Raw genomic sequence first — 17,361 nt, forward strand, 5'->3', positions numbered from 1 at the left:
GTGACACCCCGCCCGGCGAGGAACGCTCTGAATCGGGGCGGCCGACGTGGTCGGCCGCCCCGACGGCGTTTGTTGAACGAGTACGTGACCACACCTGGGGGCGGGAATGGGTTTCTTCGACGGGCTGCGGGGCGCCAGCGCCGCCGACTTCGACGCGGGCAACGCCTCGACGAACTCCATCGAACTGACCAGGCGGCATCAGACGGTGTCCCTCACCAAGCAGGACGCGGCCACCGGCCATCTGCGCATCAACCTCGCCTGGCGGATGCGCACCTCCGACTTCGACAGCAACCAGCGCACCAGCCTCTTCCGGCACCCCTTCAGGGCCCTCAAGCCACCGGAGGTCCTCGGCCACGGCCAGAGCATGGTCAACGTCGACCTCGACCTGGGCTGCCTGTACGAACTGACCGACGGCACCAAGGGCGTCGTCCAGCCGCTGGGCAACTACCTCGGCGACGTCAACGCACCGCCGTACATCAAGCTCAGCGGCGACGACCGCTTCGGCTCGGCGTCCGGCGAGACGATGTACGTCAACCTCGACCACCGCGACGCCATCAAGCGCCTGCTGGTCTTCGTCTACATCTACGACCAGACCCCCGCCTTCGACCGCACCCACGCCATCGTCACCCTCTACCCCAGCAACGGCCCCCGCATCGAGATAGGCCTCGACGAACGCCACCCCCAGGCCCGCTCATGCGCGGTCGTCATGATCGAGAACGTGAAGGGCGAGCTGGTCGTCCGCCGCGAGGTGAAGTTCGTGTACGGCTTCCAGGGGGAGCTGGACCGGTTGTACGGGTGGGGACTGCAGTGGGGGCGGGGCTACAAGACCAAAGTGGAACGTTGAGCCGGTAGGCGCACTCACCGCCCGATGAACTGCGGCCCCTGCGGAGGCAACCGGAAGTTCGGATCCACCGGCCCCACAGCCACCGGCACCGGCACCGGCTGAGGGTACCCATACGCAGGCTGCGGATAGCCATACGCAGGCTGTGCCGGCACCGCGGACGTCGGCTGCTCCGGAGGAACGGGCTGCTCCGGAGGCAACGGCTGGGAAACGCTCGGATCCTCCGCCACCTCGGACTCGTCCACCGAGATACCGAAGTCCGTGGCGAGCCCCTTCAGCCCGTTGGAGTAGCCCTCGCCCAGCGCGCGGAACTTCCAGCCCTCCCCGCGCCGGTACAGCTCACCGCAGATCAGCGCCGTCTCCGCGCCCGTCTCCGGCTTGATCTCGAACCGGGCCAGCGGCTCGGCGTCGGCGACCGCGGCGTCGTACAGCAGGATGCACAGCGCGGGCACCCGGTCGAAGGTGATCCCGTCCGCGGACGCGACCAGCAGGATCCGGCCGACGTCCGGCTGGACGCCGGGCAGGTCCGTCTGGATCGTGTCGGTCAGCCCCTCGGCGATGCGCTTCTTGCCCAGCCGCCACACCTTTCCGGAGGGGTGCCGGGGCTGGTTGTAGAAGACGAAGTCCTCGTCGGAGCGTACGCGGCCGTCGGGGCCCAGCAGCAGCGCCGAGGCGTCCACGTCCGGGACCCCCTGCCCGGGCGTCCAGCGCAGCACGGCGCGCACCGTGTCGGCTTCCAGCGGGACGTTCGACCCCTTCAGCATCGCGTGCGTCATGCGGTCATCCTGCCTTCTCGGTCCTGGCCACGACAATGCGGGGGTGGAGTCCCAGTGCGCCGCCGACATGGGCGAGTTACCGGAAATTCATGCCCGCAGGGAACCTCTGACATAGATCCCTACGTACTATTACCGGCCACCCTTTACCGAACACTGAGACTCGGGCTCATCGCCCTGGGGGAGTTCTATGCGTCATTTCGGGCACATCGCCCCCGAGGTGCGGCAGCGCCTCTTCCACCGGGAGCCGTGCGCGTTCACCGCCGACTCTCCGGCCCGGCTGCTCGCCGCCGCCCTCGGCGCCACCCTGTACAGCCCGGCCACCCGGCCGCGGCTCGCCGACGACATCGTCAAGCAGGCCGGGAACGGCGTGGTCTCGATGGTGCTGTGCCTGGAGGACTCGATCGACGACGCGGACGTCGTGGCCGGCGAGGAGAACCTCGTCCGCCAGTTCGCCGACCTGGCCGCCCGGCCCGGTGTCGAGCCGCCGCTGCTCTTCATCCGGGTGCGCACCCCCGGACAGATCCCCGACCTCGTACGGCGCCTCGGCCCGTCGTCCGTGCGGCTGCTGTCCGGCTTCGTGCTGCCGAAGTTCACCGAGGAGCGCGGCATCCCCTTCCTGGAGGCCCTGACGGCCGCGGAGGCGCTCAGCGGGCGCCGGCTGTTCGCCATGCCCGTCCTGGAGTCCCCGGAGCTGCTCTACCGCGAGTCCCGCGTGGACACCCTGGAGGGCATCGCCCGCGCGGTCGACAAGTACCGCGACCGGGTGCTGGCGCTGCGCCTCGGCGTGACCGACTTCTGCTCCTCCTACGGCCTGCGCCGCGCCCCCGACATGACCGCCTACGACGTGCAGATCGTCGCCTCGGTGATCGCCGACGTCGTGAACATGCTGGGCCGCGCCGACGGCACCGGATTCACCGTGACCGGGCCTGTGTGGGAGTACTTCCGGGTCTCCGAGCGCATGTTCAAGCCGCAGCTGAGGCAGAGCCCCTTCCTGGAGGTGCAGGCCGTCGAGCTGCGCGAGACGCTGATCGAGCACGCCATGGACGGACTGCTGCGGGAGATCTCCCTCGACCAGGCCAACGGCCTGCTCGGCAAGACCTGCATCCACCCCTCCCACGTGCTGCCGGTCCACGCGCTGTCCGTGGTCAGCCACGAGGAGTACAGCGACGCCCAGGACATCCTGCGGCCGGAACGCGGCGGCGGGGGTGTACTTCGCTCGGCCTACACGAACAAGATGAACGAGGTGAAGCCGCACCGCGCCTGGGCCGAGCGGACGCTGCTGCGCGCCGAGGTCTTCGGCGTGGCCCACGAGGAGGTCGGCTTCGTGGAGCTGCTCGCCGCGGGAATGAACGCATGAGGAACGCAGTGAACGACGGGGTCTGGTCCGGCAGCTGGGTCGCCGAGCGGCTCGGGGTCGAACTCGTGGGGGACGACGGCCTGCGGGCCCTGCTCGGCCTCGCCCTGCGCCGTAACCCCAAGCGGGCCCATCTGCTGGTGTCGAACGTGCTCGGCAAGCATGTGCCGCAGTCGCCGACGGTGGTGTACGGCCATGGGTTCCGGCTCGGTCGTAAGGTCGCCGAGCTGCTCTCCGAGGCCGAGGCGCGGAACGCAGTGGTCCTGGGTTACGCGGAGACCGCGACCGGGCTGGGCCACGCGGTGGCCGACGGTCTGGGCACGGCGCCGTATCTGCACTCCACGCGTCGGCCGGTGGCCGGGGTTGCCCGTGCCGGCGGCTTCGAGGAGTCGCACTCGCACGCCACGTCGCATTTGTTGCTGCCGGAGGATCCCGCGCTGCTGGCCGGGGACGGTCCGCTGGTGCTCGTCGACGATGAGTTCTCCACCGGTAACACGGTGTTGAACACCATCCGTGACCTGCACGAACGGTATCCGCGGGGGCGGTATGTGGTCGTTGCGCTGGTCGATATGCGCTCGGCTGAGGACTCCGCCCGGATGGAACGGTTCGCCTCCGAGATCGGGGCGCGGGTGGATCTGGTTGCCGCCGCGTCCGGGGCGGTGCGTCTGCCGTCGGATGTGCTGGCGAAGGGGCAGCGACTGGTGGCTCGCCATGAGTCCGCCGGGTGCGGGTCCGTAGTGGTTGATCGCGCCCACGCGGCGGCAGCCGCGGATCGGACACAGCCCCGCGCCCCTGGAGGGGGGCACCAGCCCAGGCGAATAGATCTCCACTGGCCCTCACGCCTCCCCGACGGCGGGCGCCACGGTTTCACGCCCGCCCACCGGGCCCGCCTGGAGTCAGCGCTGCCCGCCATGGCCGCCCGAACAGCCGACGCCCTGCCCGCCGGCGCCCGGCGCGTCCTCGTCCTCGGCTTCGAAGAGCTGATGTACGCCCCCCTGCGCCTGGCCCGTGAGCTGGAACAGGTCATAGCGGCCGAGGTGCGGTTCTCCACCACCACCCGCTCGCCCGTCCTCGCGCTGGACGACCCGGGGTATGCGATCCGTACCCGCCTGGTCTTCCCCGCCCACGACGACCCGGCCGACGGGCCCGGCGAGAGGTACGCCTACAACGTCGCAGGTGGCGGCTTCGACGCCGTCGTCGCCGTGGTCGACTCCGTCGCCGACACCCCGGCCCTGCACGCGCCGGACGGCCTGCTGGCCCAGCTCGCCGCGCACACCCCGCACGTCCTGCTCGCGGTCGTCCCGTCGTACGTACCGCACGCTTCCGAAAGGCCGGCCATGCTGCCCGAGCCCCTCCGTGGCCCCGCATTCTCCAGTTACGCGCCCGAGGAGGTCGGCTGGCTGCTCCAGGACCTCTCCGACGTCACGCTGGAGGCGCCGACCGAGGAGCGGGAGGAGGCCATCCAGAGCGGCGGCGCGCACTACGCCGAGTCGCTGCCGGTGGAGTACCAGCCGAGCGAGCAGTACCAGGACCTCTTCCACACGGCGCTCGACGCCTCCGCCGCCCGGATCGCGCAGGCGGTCGGGGTGGTGACCGAGGCCGTCATCGCCGAGCGGTCGCCGCGCCCGGTGCTGGTCTCGCTCGCCCGCGCGGGCACGCCGGTCGGCATCCTCATGCGCCGCTGGGCCCAGTTCCGGTACGGCCTCGACCTGCCGCACTACGCGGTGTCGATCGTGCGCGGCCGGGGTATCGACGCCAACGCGCTGCGCTGGCTCGCCGCCCACCACGACCCGCGGGACGTCGTGTTCGTCGACGGCTGGACCGGCAAGGGCGCCATCACCCTCGAACTCACCCAGGCCGTCGAGGAGTTCGAGGCGGAGGAGGGAATCAGCGGCTTCGACCCGGAGATCGCCGTACTCGCCGACCCGGGCTCCTGTGTGCGCACCTACGGCACCCGCGAGGACTTCCTCATACCCTCCGCGTGCCTCAACTCGACCGTCTCCGGGCTGATATCGCGGACCGTACTGCGCGCCGACCTGGTCGGCCCGGGCGACTTCCACGGCGCGAAGTTCTACCGCGAACTCGCCGGCGCCGACGTCTCCGTGGCCTTCCTCGACGCAGTCTCCGCCCGCTTCCCGGAGGTCGCCGACACCGTCGACACCGCGGTCAAGGAGCTGATGGCCGAGGACCGCGCCCCGACCTGGGCCGGCTGGCGGGCCGTGGAGCGGATCAGCGAGGAGTACGGCATCCACGACGTGAACCTCGTCAAGCCCGGCGTCGGCGAGACCACCCGGGTGCTGCTGCGCCGGGTGCCGTGGAAGATCCTGGCCCGCGCAGGGGCCGGCGCCGACCTCGACCACGTCCGCCTGCTCGCCGAGCAACGGGGCGTCCCCGTCGAGGAGGTCGGTGAACTGCCGTACACCTGCGTCGGTTTGATCCACCCCAAGTACACGCGCGGTGCCACGGGCGCCGACGGCAAGGCGGTGAACGTCTGATGCCGGTGCTGGTGGCGAGCGACCTAGACCGTACGCTGATCTACTCCTCGGCGGCCCTCGCGCTGACCATGCCGGACGCGCGGGCGCCCCGGCTGCTGTGCGTGGAGGTGCACGAGGCCAAGCCGCTCTCCTACATGACGGAGACGGCGGCCCAGCTGCTCACCGACCTCGGTGACACGGCCGTCTTCGTGCCGACGACGACCCGGACGCGCAAGCAGTACCAGCGGATCAACCTGCCCGGGCCGCCCCCGAAGTACGCGATCTGCGCCAACGGCGGCCATCTGCTGGTCGACGGCGTGACGGACGCCGACTGGCATGCGAGTGTGCTCGCCCGTCTCGCGGACGAGTGCGCGCCGCTGGCCGAGGTCCACGACCATCTGATGCGCTCGGCGGATCCGGCCTGGGTGCGCAAGCACCGCATCGCCGAGGACCTGTTCACCTACCTCGTGGTCGAGCGCGAGCTGCTGCCCGAGGACTGGGTGAAGGAGCTGGCGGTGTGGGCGGAGAACCGCGGCTGGACCGTCTCGCTCCAGGGCCGCAAGATCTACGCCGTCCCGAAGCCGCTCACCAAGAGCGCGGCCGTCCACGAGCTCGCCCGCCGCACCGGCGCGGACCTGACCCTGGCCGCGGGCGACTCCCTCCTGGACACCGACCTCCTCCTCGCCGCCGACCGCGGCTGGCGCCCGGGGCACGGAGAACTGGCCGACACGGGCTGGACAGCACCGGAGGTCAGCGTGCTGCCGGAGCGGGGGGTGCTGGCGGGGGAGCGGATCGTACGGGAGTTTCTGCGGGCGGCACGACAGCGCCCCTGAAAGGGGCGCGGGACGGCGTTTCATGTGCGGCTACCGCCGCGCGGGCGCGACTAACCGCAACAGCCCCCACCACAACAACCCCCACCGCCGCCGGGCGCCGGGGCGGACGCCCCGGCCTTCCCACCCACCGCCACCGTCGACAACAGCTTCACCGTGTCGCCATGCCCTGAAGGGCACGTCGCGGGGGCAGCCGACTCGGCCATGGGACGGCTCAGTTCGAACGTGTCGCCGCAGGTACGGCAGCGGTACTCATAGCGAGGCATGCGCACAGATTAACCGGCGCCCCGGGTGGACGGACCGGCTCCGAGCTCACGCTGCTCGCTCTCCATCGCGTCGGGATGGCGGGCCCGCCAGTACGGATTGTCGTGCGGCAGGGTCGAGCCGACCCGGCCGTACATGCCGAAGGTCATCAGCAGCAGGCCCACGATGAAGCTGAAGAACACGTTCTGGATCTTGAACGCCAGGAAGTTGTTCGGGGTGTCCAGCAGGGCGAGGTTCAGGAAGCCGTTCAGCAGGAACAGCACCCCGAACACCATGTTCAGCGTGGACGCCACGTTTCCGCCGATCGCCATCCCGGCGAGCAGGATCGCCCCGACGACGATCGACAGCACGCTCAGCGTCCCGTTGGTGTTCAGCCCGGCGACCGTGGAACCGCCGGTGTCGAAGAAGCCGATGTGGTTGATCAGACCCAGGATGCCGAAGACGACGAGGAACGCACCGATCAGGGCCGCACCGATCCGGTAGACCGTGCTCAGCCGGTGGTCGACGGGCAGGTGCTCGTCGAACCGGATCCGCCGTCGCTCCTTCGCGTGCACCGCGTGTGTGGCCATATCCGCCTCCCTCGGGCGCTAGCGGAGGCCATCCGTCCATCCAATATCCGCCGACCCCGGGGCGCACTGCAACCGGCACACAGCCCGCACTACCACGGCGGGCCCCCGTTCAGTGCCCCCCGCGGTCTTCCCGAATCTGCGCCACCACCCGCGCCGCCGTCTGCCGGACGGCCTCCGTCTCGGTCAGGAAGTGCCAGTAGTCGGGGTGCCTGCCGGTCTCCAGCGAGCCGATCGCCCGCTCCAGCCGCCCCACAGCGTCGTCCAGCGGCCGGGCATGCCGGGGATCGGGGGTCGTACGGCCGGTCATGGCCAGCCGCTGGGCGTCGCGGATGGCGAACCGGGTCCGCTCGATCTCCGCCTGCGGATCCTTCTGCACCTCGTTCAGCCGCCGCAGCCGGTCACCCGCGGCCGACACGGCCTCGTCGGTGGTGTTGAGCAGGGCCCGTACCGTCGACAAAAGCGAGGTGGCGTCCGGCCAGCGCTGGGCGTCGCGCGCCGCCTGGGCCTCGCGGAGCTTGAGCTCGGCCTGCCGTACGTTCTCCGCGGCCTGCTCGGGGACGTGCTGCAGGTCCTGCCAGCACGCGGCCGCGAACCGGCGCCGCAGCTCGCTCAGCACCGGCTCCACCTGTCCGGCCCTGGTGGTGAGCGCCTGGGCCCGGGTGCGCAGGCTGACCAGCCGGTGGTCGAGCTCGGCGGCCTTCTCCGGCAGCCGCTCGGCCTCGGCCCGGATCGCCCCGGCCTCCCGCTGCACGCGCTCGGCCCGCTCCACGGTCTGTGCCACGCCGTGCTGCCCGGCGCCCTGGTTCAGCTTGGTCAGCTCGGGGGAGAGGGCCGCGAGCCGCCCGGCGAGGTCGTCGGCCCGCAGTCCCTGTTCCCGTACGGCGTCCAGGGCGTTGCTCGCGCCGAGCAGGGCCTGCCGGGCCCGTTCCACGGCGGGCGCCAGCCGGGCCAGCTGAGTCTCGGCCTTGCCGAGCAGCGGCCCGAGCGAGCTGCCGAAACGCTCCAGCTCCTGCTTTACCCGGACCAGCTCGTCCTTGGCGGACGTCAGCTCCGAACGCGCTCGGGCGGCCGCGGCGGCCTCCAGACCGTCCCGGTCCAGGTCATGGGCGTCGACGGCCTGGATGTAGCGCTGGCTGGCCTCGTCGATGCGCTGCCCGAGCGCCGCGAAGTCGGTGACGGCACGGCGGGCGGCGGGGGAGTCGTCCACGGCCGTGATGGTCTCGATGGAGATCCGCAGGTCGCGCTGGGCGGTGTCCAGTTCGTAGAACGCGGCCGCCGCGGCGTCCTTCGCGGCCTGCGCCTCGGCCCGCTGGCTCTCGGCCCGGCCGCCGAACCAGCGCCGGGTGCCGCCGCCGGCGAACGCGGCGGGCAGGGCGAGCGCGGCCAGCACCGGCAGGCCGAGCAGGGTCAGGGTGTCGCGCAGGGCCGTGGACCCGGACCGGGCCCGTACGGTCGACGGCGGGTACGACCGCGTCGCTGGCGTGCCCGGTGTCGCCGTCACATCCCTCTCCCGTGCTGTGGTCCGCCGTGAGTGGTGTCATTCTCCCACCCGTTGTAGACGAAACACACGGGCCGTTCAGTTCGCGCTCGGCGCTCTCACTTTCCCGTGCGGACCGTGACCGTTCCGTCCGAGGAGTGGGCCGACACCCGGTGCGGGCTGCGGTCGTCACGGGGCACGGACACCGACACCACGCCGTTGCCGGAACCGGCCGACACCCGGTACGCGCCCTTGGGCACGGCGACCGTCACCGAGCCGACGGTGCTGGAGGCGTCCACCAGGTCAGGCACACCGGAGAGCAGGACCTGCACGGAGCCGTCGGTGGAGCGGGCCTTCACCCGGCGCGAGGAGACGTCCGCGCGGACCGAACCGTTGGTCGACTGCAGATCGAGCGGCCCGCTGGAGTCGGTGACGCGTACGGAGCCGTTGGCGGTCTCGACACTGAGCGGATCCCGGAACCCTTGTGCCCGCACGTCGCCGTCCGTGTTGTCGACCTTCACGCTGATCCCGCGCGGCACCTCGATCCGGTGCCGGGCCGAGCAGTCGGCGATGAAGTCCGAGCAGTGCACCCGCAGCACCAGGCGGTCGTCCTGGAAGGACCAGCGCAGCGTGGGACTGTGGCCGGCGACGACGGACCCCTGGAACCACCGGGTGACCTCGACCGTGCCGGCCTTGGCGGAGTCGGTGGCGACGACCTCCAGGGCGGAGTTGTCGGAGTCGATCGTGAGGGTGCGGCCGTGCAGGGCGAAGGACCGGTGGTCCGGGTGCGTGTCGTCGGCGGCGGAGGCGCCGCAGGCAGTGACCGTGGCGACCAGCACACCGGTGACGACTGCCAGGGCGGCGGCACGGACAGGCACGGAACGGGTCATGCGGGAACTCCCACTCCCCTGAGATTCGGTCTGCAAGTACCGTAAGGGAGCCGGGGTGGGGGGGCGATTTGGACGGCTCCCGGACCGGGGGTGGGGATGACCCCCGCACACGGGGCGTTACGGGTTTGCCGTGCACTGGTTCCGGCAAGGTACGCTGTCGACTCGTCCTGGGCGCGCAGCCCGGGGTGTCCGGGTGCGTAGCTCAGGGGTAGAGCGCCTGCCTTACAAGCAGGATGTCGGCGGTTCGAAACCGTCCGCGCCCACCGATGGAGCCCCCAGCCAACGCGGCCGGGGGCTCTTCTCATTCCTCTCCTGACGGCTGCTGCTTGTGTGCGTGCTTCAGCCCGGTGCGGGCGTCCATGCGGTCCGCTGCCGCGACCTCGGCCCAGAAGCGGTGTGTGGTGACGAAGACCGCGAGTTCGTGCTCGCGGCGGCGCAGCTTCTCCACCTCGGCCTGTTCGTCCGCCGTCCAGCCCGGGGACGCGGGCCGCTCCACCTTCCGCCAGCCGGTGTCGTCGCTGAAGCCGTCCATCGGCTCGACCGACCAGGGCAGGCGCTTGAGCAGGGCCGACAGCTCGGCCCGGACCTGATGCAGCTCCTCCTGACCGGCGAGGAGGTCACTGGGGAATTCATAGGTCGTAGCCACACATCAATGCTACGCCTGTTCGATTTTGGGGGGCGAGTTCGGTTGTGAGGTTCACGCGAACGGGTGGGCCGGGCCCCGGCCCGGCCCACCGACCGGTCCGGTCAGTCGGTCGGCAGGCCCGCCCGCGCGGCCAGGCTTCCCAGGGCCGTGTGCAGTGCCTGTCGTTCGGACTCGCCCAGGTGGGCGGTCAGTTCGGCGTCCAGGGCCCTGGCCTCGGCCGTGCAGGCGGCCAGGAGTTCGTGGCCCCGGTCGGTGAGGGTGAGCGCCTGGCGGCGGCGGTCCCGTGGGTCCCGCACCCGCCGCACCGCGCCGAGGGTCTCCAGGTGGTCGGCGAGCGACACCACCAGGCTGGGGGCCACGCCGAGTTGGCCCGCCAGGTCCTGCTGCGAGGCGAACGAGCCCTGGCCCAGAGCCGTGAGCAGGCCGACGTGCTTGGGCTTGAGCCGGTGGCGCTCGATGCGCTCGGCGAAGCGATCGCTCATCGTCGCGCCCAGCGTGCCGAGCCGGAACACCAGGGTGCCCGGCAGTCCTGCGGAACCCTTGACTTCGTTCATGCCGAGGATGGTACCTTAAAAGAAATCATTCAGAATCAGAATGATTCTTGCCGTGATTGATGATGGGGTCATTACTCGGAAGGGCCAGGTGGGGGACATGTCCATAGCGACCGTGCACATGGTGATCGGCCTGTTCAACGCGCTCGTCGCGCTCGTCTCGGGGGTCTCGGCAGCCGTTGGGGTGGCCCGGCCCGCCGTGGGTCTCGCGGCCGGGGAGTCCGTCACCTCGGGAGTGGTCCTCTACGCCCGCGCCTACGCCGTACGGGCCGTCCCGCTCAGCGTGGTCGTGCTGGCGCTGCTCGCCGCCGGCTCCTGGAGCTCCCTCGGGCCCGTGCTGATCGTCGCGGGCCTGGCGCAGCTGGGCGACGCCGCGATCGGCGCCGCCCGCCGCGACACCGGCATGCTGATCACCGCGGGCGCACTCGCCGCGGTGCATCTGGTGTCGGCCCAGTGGCTGCTGACCCACTGAGCCGACGGAGGGTCTCAGTGGCCGGCGGCCCGCAGTTCGTCCACCAGGCGGGCCGTGACGGGCACCGGCACGCCGTGCCGGTCCGCCGCGCGCAGCAACGCCCCGCCGATGGCGTCGAGTTCGAGCGGGCGGCCCGCCTCGGCGTCGCGCTGCATGGACGACTTGGCGCCGGGCGGGAAGGCGTCGTACCGGGCCAGCGCCCGGGCCGGATCGGCGGGGGCGCCGCAGGCGCGGCTGACCGCGGCGGTCTCGGCGACCAGGGACTCCAGCTCCTCGCGGTGCCGGGTGCGGGCCTCGCCGAGTGGGAGGCCGTACCGCGTGGTGAGCAGGGCGAACGGGGCGAGGAACGCCATCTTCGCCCAGAGGGCCGCCGTCTCGTCCTCGACCACGCGGGCCGTCACACCGGCGGAGACGAGGGTGACCGCGAGGTCGTCGAGAAGGGCGCGGGGTACGGCGTCCCCGGCCAGGTCGACCTCCGTGAACGGGCTGCCGTGTTCGATCACCCCCGGGGCGACGCGGGTGGACTCCACACGGATCACGGCGGGCGCCACGCGGTCGGCGCGGTAGCGGGCGCGCAGGGCGTCGGGGTGTTCGACGCCGTTCAGGAGCGGGACGACGAGGGCGTCGCCCAGCGCCTCCGGCGGCACCCGGGAGAGCGCGGCGTCCAGGGCGGTGTGCTTGACGGCGATCAGGCAGGCGTCCACCGGTTCGCGCAGTTCGGTGTCCGCCTCGACGGGGGCGGTGAACTCGCCGAACTGCGGGCTGCGGACCGTGATTCCGGTACGGCGCAGGGTGTCGGCCGTGCGGTCCTGGGCCAGGCAGACGACGCGGTGTCCGGAGCGGGAGAGCAGGGCGGCGAGGAGGCCGCCGGTGCCGCCGGGGCCGAGGACGGCCACGGTGTGCTCGGTGGTCATGAGGAGGTTCCTCTCGTCGCTCGGCCCCGGGAGTCGGTGGCCGCCTTCGACGTGATCCTCGCACCGGGGTGCGGTGTGCGTGAGACTGGGGTCATGTGCCGGAGTATCAAGACGCTGCGTCCGCCCGTGCTGCCCAGTGAGGCCACGGAGGAGGACATCCACGCCGCCGCGCTGCAGTACGTGCGGAAGGTTTCGGGGTTCCGGGCCCCCGCCGCGCACAACCGCGAGGTCTTCGACCGAGCGGTGGCCGCGGTGGCCGAGGCCACGGCGGAACTGCTCGGGGGGTTGGAAGTGCGGGGGCAGTCGGTGCGAAGCGCCCCATAGGACGCGGAGCTGCCTTGTGCGTTTGCCTTGCGGCTTCGCCGCGTGGGCGCGAGCGACCACGACGCAGCCGCACTCCGACGAATCCCCGCACCCCCCATAATCCCGCATGACGCGCAACTCGGGTTAGCTGCCCGGACCACTGGGCCCGAGCCTGGCCTGCGCAACGAGATACGGCTGGTGGTCGACCACGGCGGGCTGAGCGGTGCCTCCCGGCGTGCGGACCTGGACCACTGGTGCACGCCGCTCAACGCCTTTCTGTCCATCGGTCCGCCCCGGCGCCGCATCGAGGAACCCGCGGCCCTGCTGGAGGCGGGCGTGGTGGAGGTGCTCGGGCCGCGCCTCGGGGTCAGAGGGGAAGAGCAGGCCTGGGTGGCGTCCTCGCCGGACGTGCCGGGCTCCGCCGTCCGCGTGACGACTCTCATAGAGGCGCGGCTGCCGGAACCCGATCTGCGGCGCACGGCCGACGAGTTGCTCGCCGGGGCTGCTCACGGAGGGTGGTTACCGGCCGCATTTGGTGGACGGTTACGAGACCGGGGGGCTCGATGTGACCCAGCGGCCGCATCGCCTGATGGTTCGTCAAGGCGACGTCCCAGCAAGGAGGTTCGCTTTCGGTGTGCCCACGGAAGGCGCGCACCGGGTGACCGCTGCGGAGGCCCGGCCGGGTGTGGATTCGGTCACGCTTTCGGACGCCGACGCGGTCGCGCGGGCCGCCCTGCGTGCCGCTTCTGCCGAAGCGGAGCCGCGAACGGAACCGGACTCATGGCCGAATGTTGAACTTGCAAGCATTGATTAGGCAGCCCTAACCTGGGTCCCTCGTTCGGTACCGCCGCACCCCCCGCGACCGGCCTCTTGTACGTCCCCGGCCGGTCCGACCGTCACCGAAGAGGAGAACCCCCTCATGACCGCACGCCTCAACTCCGCTCAGCCCTATGCCCTCGGGCTCTTCCGCATCGTCGTAGGCCTGCTCTTCGCCGTGCACGGCGCCGCGTCCCTCTTCGGCGTCCTCGGCGGTGCCGTCGGCACCCAGGGCGGCACGATCCCGACGGGTACCTGGCCCGGCTGGTACGCGGCCGTGATCCAGCTGGTCGCCGGCGGCCTGGTGCTCCTCGGCCTCGGCACCCGCGGAGCCGCGCTGCTCGCCTCGGGCTCGATGGCGTACGCCTACTTCGACGTGCACCAGCAGGCCGCGCTGTGGCCCGTCCAAAACGGCGGCGAGCTGTCGGTCCTGTTCTGCTGGGCCTTCTTCCTGCTGGTCTTCACCGGGTCCGGCGCCTTCGGGCTCGACCGGCTCGTCGCCCGCCGCACCGCCGCGGACGGCCGGGCCACCACCGAGCGCACCCCGATAGCCGCCTGACCCGGGGCGGCGCCCTTCCCCGCCACGAGAGGGAAGGGCGCCAGGCGGTCTCCGGCCGGCTACGACTTCCCGCCGAACGGCACGGTGACGCAGGCCACCCGGCTGCCCTTGGAGCCGGGCTCGCTGTGGATCACCACCGAGCCCGCCTGACCCTTGCGGAAGGCCCAGGCGTGCTTGGCGGTGGCGCCGCCGATCCCGCTCGCGTTGGACTTGAAGTCCAGCCAGACCTCGTTGTCCGCGTTGACGTGCGCGGCGTCCGTGCCGGACTGGTTCTGGTAGTGCCTGCCGGCGGCGGCGGGGTCGGCGCCGCAGGCCTTCTGGTGGACGTGGACCCCGAAGAGATGGTTGGGCTTGACGCCGGCCACCCACAGCTCGACGGTCGTGGCACCGCTCGGCTGGGTGTTCTGGCGGACCTGGACCAGGGAGCCCGCCGGGACGAGGCTCTGGTCGTACACCACCGCGTTCGACTTGACGGTCGCGTTCGGAGGGAAGAACACGCCGTAGGTCTCCAGCGCGGTGCTCTGGGCGGTGCTTGCGGTCCCGGACGCGAACAGGGCTGCGGCGAGGGTGCCCGCGTATATGGCTACTGCCACCATGATGTGCACCTTCTTCTGCGCTTATGCGCCATTTCGTTCGGATGTGTGCCTGGTAATTCGGGACAGGCCTCTACCCATTGCTACGGACGCGGCAGGGCTCCGCCGCACAGCGTGCGCTGTTCGGGTGACAGAGCGTGTCGGACGCCCCGGAAACTCGCCTGAGTCCTTGTCCGCCCCCCTAACCCCTTCTGTCACACCCCCCGCGTACGCTGTCTGGCTGTCAACGGGGGAGCAACGGGAGTTGTGGTGTTCGAGAATGTGGGGGCTTTGGCCGCCGGACCGTGGATCTATGCCGCGGTCGTCATGTCCGTGCTGCTCGACGTGTTCGTGCCGGTGCTGCCGAGCGGCGTGCTCGTCATCACGGCGGGTACGGCAGCGGCGGCGGGCTCGGGCGCGGCGGCCGGCCGGGTCCCGCACAACGTGCCGGACCTCCTGGTCCTGATCCTCGCCGCGGCGACCGCCTCGGTCCTCGGCGATCTGGTGGCGTACCGCCTGGCCTGGCGGGGCGGTGCGCGGCTGGACCGGGCGATAGCGCGCTCCCGGCGGCTGACCACCGCGCAGGAACGTCTCGGCGAGGCGTTGGCCCGGGGCGGCGGCGCGCTGGTCGTGCTCGCCCGGTTCGCCCCGGCGGGCCGCTCGGTCGTCTCCTTCTGTGCCGGTGCAGCCCACCGCCGAGCCCGCGACTTCGTCCCCTGGTCCGCCCTGGCCGGCCTCTCCTGGGCCGCCTACAGCGTCGCCCTCGGCTACTACGGCGCCCAGTGGCTCGGCGCGACATGGCTGGCCACGGCCGTCTCGTTCGCGGCCCTTTTCGCGGCGGGCTCGGCGGCGGGGTACCTGATGCGGCGCCGCGCCGTTTAGGCCGTCGGCTGTTCGGGCCCCCGGGCGCGCGATGCGGGTGCCGGTCGCGGCAGCCCCCCGGGGGTGGGGAACTGCGCGACCGGCCACGACGGGCGCGCCGTCGCCGTAGGGTCTCAAGCCCTGCGGCGATGTGAAACTCAGCAGCCCGCCAGGTAGTTCGTCAGCGCCGACTTCTCCGCGGAGTCGACCGAGAGGTCGTAGTAGTACTTCACCTGCACCCAGGCACGGACGTAGGTGCAGAGGTAGGCGGAGCGGGACGGGACCCAGGTCGCCGGGTCCTGGTCGCCCTTGGCCTGGTTCACGTTGTCGGTGACGGCGAGGAGCTGGGGACGGGTGACGTCGTTGGCGAAGGCCTGCCGCTGCGCGGTGGTCCACTTGCTCGCGCCGGAGTCCCAGGCCTCGGCGAGCGGGACGAGGTGGTCGATGTCGACGTCGGAGGGGGAGGTCCAGGTGGCCCCGTCGTAGGGGGAGTACCAACTGCCGCTGGTGGCGACGCAGGAGGAGTCGGTGACGACGTTCGAGCCGTCCCGCTTGAGGATCCACTCACGGGTGTTGCAGGTGCCGGAGATGGTGATCCAGGTCGGGAACAGGGAGCGCTGGTACCCGGTGCGGTTCTCGGTGGCCACGGTGAGCTGGGAGAGGTAGCTGCGGGCGGTGGCGGCGCTGACCGGCGTGGGCAGGGCGGCGGAGGCGCTCGGGGAGTCGAACAGGGCGACGGAGGCTATGAGACCGGTAAGAGCGGCGAGTATGCTCAGCCGTCGACGCGCGTAGAGCCTGGGCATGCGTGAACTCCCTTGTGGAGTGAGGTCATTGGGCGCGAGCCAGGGAATGCTCGCGAGGCCGTGTTGCCGTGGGGTGAGCGTTCGGTAAGAAAATAGTGACGCGTTCATGTCATAACAAGGTGCATGACAACAGTCGCCGCTCAACCTTCACATCCCTTACGATGGGGGGCGCAGAAGGGGAGTAGCTCTTCGCTGGACCGTCGACATACTGCTCAGCCAGTCTGAGCCGGCGCCCGGAGGCGGCTTCGCGTAGGCCGCCAGCGAGACCTTCGGCAAGCAGTGCACGTCCGTGTCCCCGCGACACGGACGCCGAGTGTGCTGCCGTGCCGAGGTGTCATCGTGTGACGTACCGCACTCTCGGTGGGGCAGCCCCGACCGATTGAGGAACCTTGATCAGCATCACCGTGACGGCGCTCGTCTTCGGCGTCATCTTCCTCGCCGAACTGCCGGACAAGACCGCGCTCGCCGGCCTCGTCCTCGGCACCCGCTATCGCGCGAGCTACGTCTTCGCGGGCGTCGCCGCCGCCTTCCTGCTGCACGTCGTGCTGGCCGTCGCGGCCGGCAGCGTGCTGACCCTGCTGCCCCAGCAGATCGTGCACGCTCTCACCGGCGTCCTCTTCCTCGGCGGCGCCGCGGTACTGCTGCTGAAGAAGGACGAGGGCGAGGAGGAGATCAAGAAGCCCGCCGACCAGTCCTTCTGGAGGGTCGCGACTACGGGCTTCATGCTGATCCTCGTCGCCGAGTTCGGCGATCTCACCCAGATCATGACCGCCAACCTCGCGGCCCGCTACGACGACCCGATCTCCGTCGGCCTCGGCGCCGTGCTCGGCCTGTGGGCCGTCGCCGGACTCGGCATCGTCGGCGGAAAGGCCCTGATGAAGAAGGTGCCGCTGCGGCTGATCACACAGATCGCGGCACTGCTGATGCTCGCGCTCGGCGTATGGAGCTTGTACGAGGCGGTGGCGGGCTGAGCCTCGGTCGGGGTGGGGGCTGAGTTCCGGTCAGAGAGGCGGGCTGAGTCCTGGTCGTGGTGGCGGGTTGTGGCCCGGTCGCGGTGGCCGGCCGAGCCCTGGTCGGGGTGGAGGGCTCGGCCCCGGTCGGGATGGCGGGTTGAGCTCTGATCGCGGTGGCGGGCTGAGTCCCGGTCGGGGTGGATGGTTGAGTCCCGGTCGCCGTGGCTGGTCGAGTCCCGGTCGGGGAGGTGGGCTCAGGCCTGGTCGTGGTGGCGGGCTGAGTCCTGGTCGGGGTGGATGGTTGAGTCCCGGTCGCTGTGGCTGGTCGAGTCCCGGTCGGGTGGCGGGTTGCATTCCGCTCGCCGTGGCTGGTCGAGCCTCGGTCGCGGCGGCAGGTTGCGTCCCGGTCGCCGTGGCTGGTCGAGTCCCGGTCGGG

19 protein-coding genes, 1 tRNA gene and 1 pseudogene are annotated in these 17,361 nt (G+C 71.3%); 11 read left to right on the forward strand and 10 right to left on the reverse strand.

Going from position 1 to position 17,361, the window contains the following annotated elements:
• Positions 1 to 106 precede the first annotated feature (106 nt).
• Entirely contained in the window at positions 107 to 844 is a 738-nt protein-coding gene (locus AB0M27_RS14080) for a Tellurium resistance (RefSeq protein WP_365721303.1), read from the forward strand.
• Positions 845 to 858: 14 nt separating this feature from the next.
• On the opposite strand, the gene AB0M27_RS14085 is transcribed toward AB0M27_RS14080, so the two are convergent.
• Entirely contained in the window at positions 859 to 1,617 is a 759-nt protein-coding gene (locus tag AB0M27_RS14085) for a TerD family protein (protein ID WP_365721305.1), read from the reverse strand.
• Positions 1,618 to 1,804: 187 nt separating this feature from the next.
• On the opposite strand from AB0M27_RS14085, the gene AB0M27_RS14090 reads away from it, so the two are divergent.
• The 3 genes from AB0M27_RS14090 to AB0M27_RS14100 are packed head-to-tail and all read left to right on the forward strand — an operon-like array spanning position 1,805 to position 6,278.
• Positions 1,805 to 2,974 carry an HpcH/HpaI aldolase/citrate lyase family protein gene (locus AB0M27_RS14090; protein WP_365721307.1) on the forward strand — a complete coding sequence of 390 codons (1,170 nt, stop codon included), beginning with the start codon at positions 1,805 to 1,807 and terminating at the stop codon, positions 2,972 to 2,974.
• The gene (locus AB0M27_RS14095; protein ID WP_365721309.1) at positions 2,971 to 5,466 is read left to right on the forward strand and encodes a phosphoribosyltransferase; all 2,496 of its coding nucleotides are present in this window, start codon (positions 2,971 to 2,973) and stop codon (positions 5,464 to 5,466) included. Before AB0M27_RS14090 ends, AB0M27_RS14095 begins: the two co-directional genes overlap by 4 nt.
• Entirely contained in the window at positions 5,466 to 6,278 is an 813-nt protein-coding gene (locus AB0M27_RS14100) for an HAD family hydrolase (RefSeq protein ID WP_365721311.1), read from the forward strand. The genes AB0M27_RS14095 and AB0M27_RS14100 overlap by 1 nt, the downstream gene beginning before the upstream one ends.
• Before the next feature lie 50 nt (positions 6,279 to 6,328).
• Here the strand turns inward: AB0M27_RS14100 and AB0M27_RS14105 are convergent, their stop codons facing one another.
• The 4 genes from AB0M27_RS14105 to AB0M27_RS14120 all read right to left on the reverse strand — a co-directional run bounded on the left by AB0M27_RS14105 (position 6,329) and on the right by AB0M27_RS14120 (position 9,475).
• Complete coding sequence (locus AB0M27_RS14105; RefSeq protein ID WP_365721313.1) at positions 6,329 to 6,541, reverse strand: zinc ribbon domain-containing protein; 213 nt, start codon at positions 6,539 to 6,541, stop codon at positions 6,329 to 6,331.
• 9 nt (positions 6,542 to 6,550) lie between these two features.
• Positions 6,551 to 7,108, reverse strand: coding sequence for a DUF4383 domain-containing protein (locus tag AB0M27_RS14110; RefSeq protein ID WP_365721315.1), 558 nt, complete (start codon positions 7,106 to 7,108; stop codon positions 6,551 to 6,553).
• A gap of 109 nt (positions 7,109 to 7,217) precedes the next feature.
• Positions 7,218 to 8,609, reverse strand: coding sequence for a hypothetical protein (locus tag AB0M27_RS14115; protein WP_365721317.1), 1,392 nt, complete (start codon positions 8,607 to 8,609; stop codon positions 7,218 to 7,220).
• A gap of 95 nt (positions 8,610 to 8,704) precedes the next feature.
• Entirely contained in the window at positions 8,705 to 9,475 is a 771-nt protein-coding gene (locus tag AB0M27_RS14120) for a DUF4097 family beta strand repeat-containing protein (RefSeq protein WP_365721319.1), read from the reverse strand.
• Positions 9,476 to 9,666: 191 nt separating this feature from the next.
• On the opposite strand from AB0M27_RS14120, the gene AB0M27_RS14125 reads away from it, so the two are divergent.
• Positions 9,667 to 9,738: transfer RNA gene (locus AB0M27_RS14125), tRNA-Val, on the forward strand.
• A 38-nt stretch (positions 9,739 to 9,776) separates the two neighbouring features.
• Here the strand turns inward: AB0M27_RS14125 and AB0M27_RS14130 are convergent.
• Positions 9,777 to 10,121 carry a hypothetical protein gene (locus AB0M27_RS14130; RefSeq protein ID WP_365721321.1) on the reverse strand — a complete coding sequence of 115 codons (345 nt, stop codon included), beginning with the start codon at positions 10,119 to 10,121 and terminating at the stop codon, positions 9,777 to 9,779.
• A 101-nt stretch (positions 10,122 to 10,222) separates the two neighbouring features.
• Complete coding sequence (locus AB0M27_RS14135) at positions 10,223 to 10,675, reverse strand: MarR family winged helix-turn-helix transcriptional regulator (RefSeq protein ID WP_365721323.1); 453 nt, start codon at positions 10,673 to 10,675, stop codon at positions 10,223 to 10,225.
• A 97-nt stretch (positions 10,676 to 10,772) separates the two neighbouring features.
• Here AB0M27_RS14135 and AB0M27_RS14140 point away from each other — a divergent pair, with 97 nt between their 5' ends.
• Positions 10,773 to 11,144: a hypothetical protein gene (locus AB0M27_RS14140; protein WP_365721325.1), complete on the forward strand. Its 372-nt coding sequence runs from the start codon at positions 10,773 to 10,775 to the stop codon at positions 11,142 to 11,144.
• A 14-nt stretch (positions 11,145 to 11,158) separates the two neighbouring features.
• Here the strand turns inward: AB0M27_RS14140 and AB0M27_RS14145 are convergent, their stop codons facing one another.
• Positions 11,159 to 12,058, reverse strand: a complete 900-nt coding sequence (locus AB0M27_RS14145) for a 2-dehydropantoate 2-reductase (protein ID WP_365721327.1) — start codon at positions 12,056 to 12,058, stop codon at positions 11,159 to 11,161.
• A 93-nt stretch (positions 12,059 to 12,151) separates the two neighbouring features.
• On the opposite strand from AB0M27_RS14145, the gene AB0M27_RS14150 reads away from it, so the two are divergent.
• From AB0M27_RS14150 to AB0M27_RS14160, 3 genes and pseudogenes are all read left to right on the forward strand, one after another.
• Entirely contained in the window at positions 12,152 to 12,382 is a 231-nt protein-coding gene (locus tag AB0M27_RS14150; RefSeq protein WP_365721329.1) for a DUF2277 domain-containing protein, read from the forward strand.
• Between the two features lie 156 nt (positions 12,383 to 12,538).
• Positions 12,539 to 13,175 (forward strand): annotated as a pseudogene (locus AB0M27_RS14155) (FAD-binding protein); the annotation flags it as partial.
• 105 nt (positions 13,176 to 13,280) lie between these two features.
• A complete protein-coding gene (locus tag AB0M27_RS14160; protein WP_365721331.1) occupies positions 13,281 to 13,736 on the forward strand; it encodes a DoxX family protein in 456 nt (151 codons plus the stop codon).
• Positions 13,737 to 13,795: 59 nt separating this feature from the next.
• Here the strand turns inward: AB0M27_RS14160 and AB0M27_RS14165 are convergent, their stop codons facing one another.
• Positions 13,796 to 14,332: a superoxide dismutase family protein gene (locus AB0M27_RS14165; RefSeq protein WP_365721333.1), complete on the reverse strand. Its 537-nt coding sequence runs from the start codon at positions 14,330 to 14,332 to the stop codon at positions 13,796 to 13,798.
• Positions 14,333 to 14,578: 246 nt separating this feature from the next.
• On the opposite strand from AB0M27_RS14165, the gene AB0M27_RS14170 reads away from it, so the two are divergent.
• On the forward strand, positions 14,579 to 15,190 hold the full coding sequence (locus tag AB0M27_RS14170) for a VTT domain-containing protein (protein WP_365721335.1): 612 nt from the start codon (positions 14,579 to 14,581) through the stop codon (positions 15,188 to 15,190).
• Positions 15,191 to 15,327: 137 nt separating this feature from the next.
• Here AB0M27_RS14170 and AB0M27_RS14175 read toward each other — a convergent pair whose 3' ends face one another.
• A complete protein-coding gene (locus AB0M27_RS14175) occupies positions 15,328 to 15,972 on the reverse strand; it encodes an HNH endonuclease family protein (RefSeq protein ID WP_365721337.1) in 645 nt (214 codons plus the stop codon).
• Between the two features lie 389 nt (positions 15,973 to 16,361).
• Between AB0M27_RS14175 and AB0M27_RS14180 the strand changes: the two genes are divergently transcribed.
• Positions 16,362 to 16,943, forward strand: coding sequence for a TMEM165/GDT1 family protein (locus AB0M27_RS14180; RefSeq protein ID WP_365721339.1), 582 nt, complete (start codon positions 16,362 to 16,364; stop codon positions 16,941 to 16,943).
• The last annotated feature ends 418 nt before the right edge of the window (positions 16,944 to 17,361 follow it).

The organism is Streptomyces sp. NPDC052107, from assembly GCF_040680215.1.
Classification (GTDB): Bacteria; Actinomycetota; Actinomycetes; order Streptomycetales; family Streptomycetaceae; genus Streptomyces.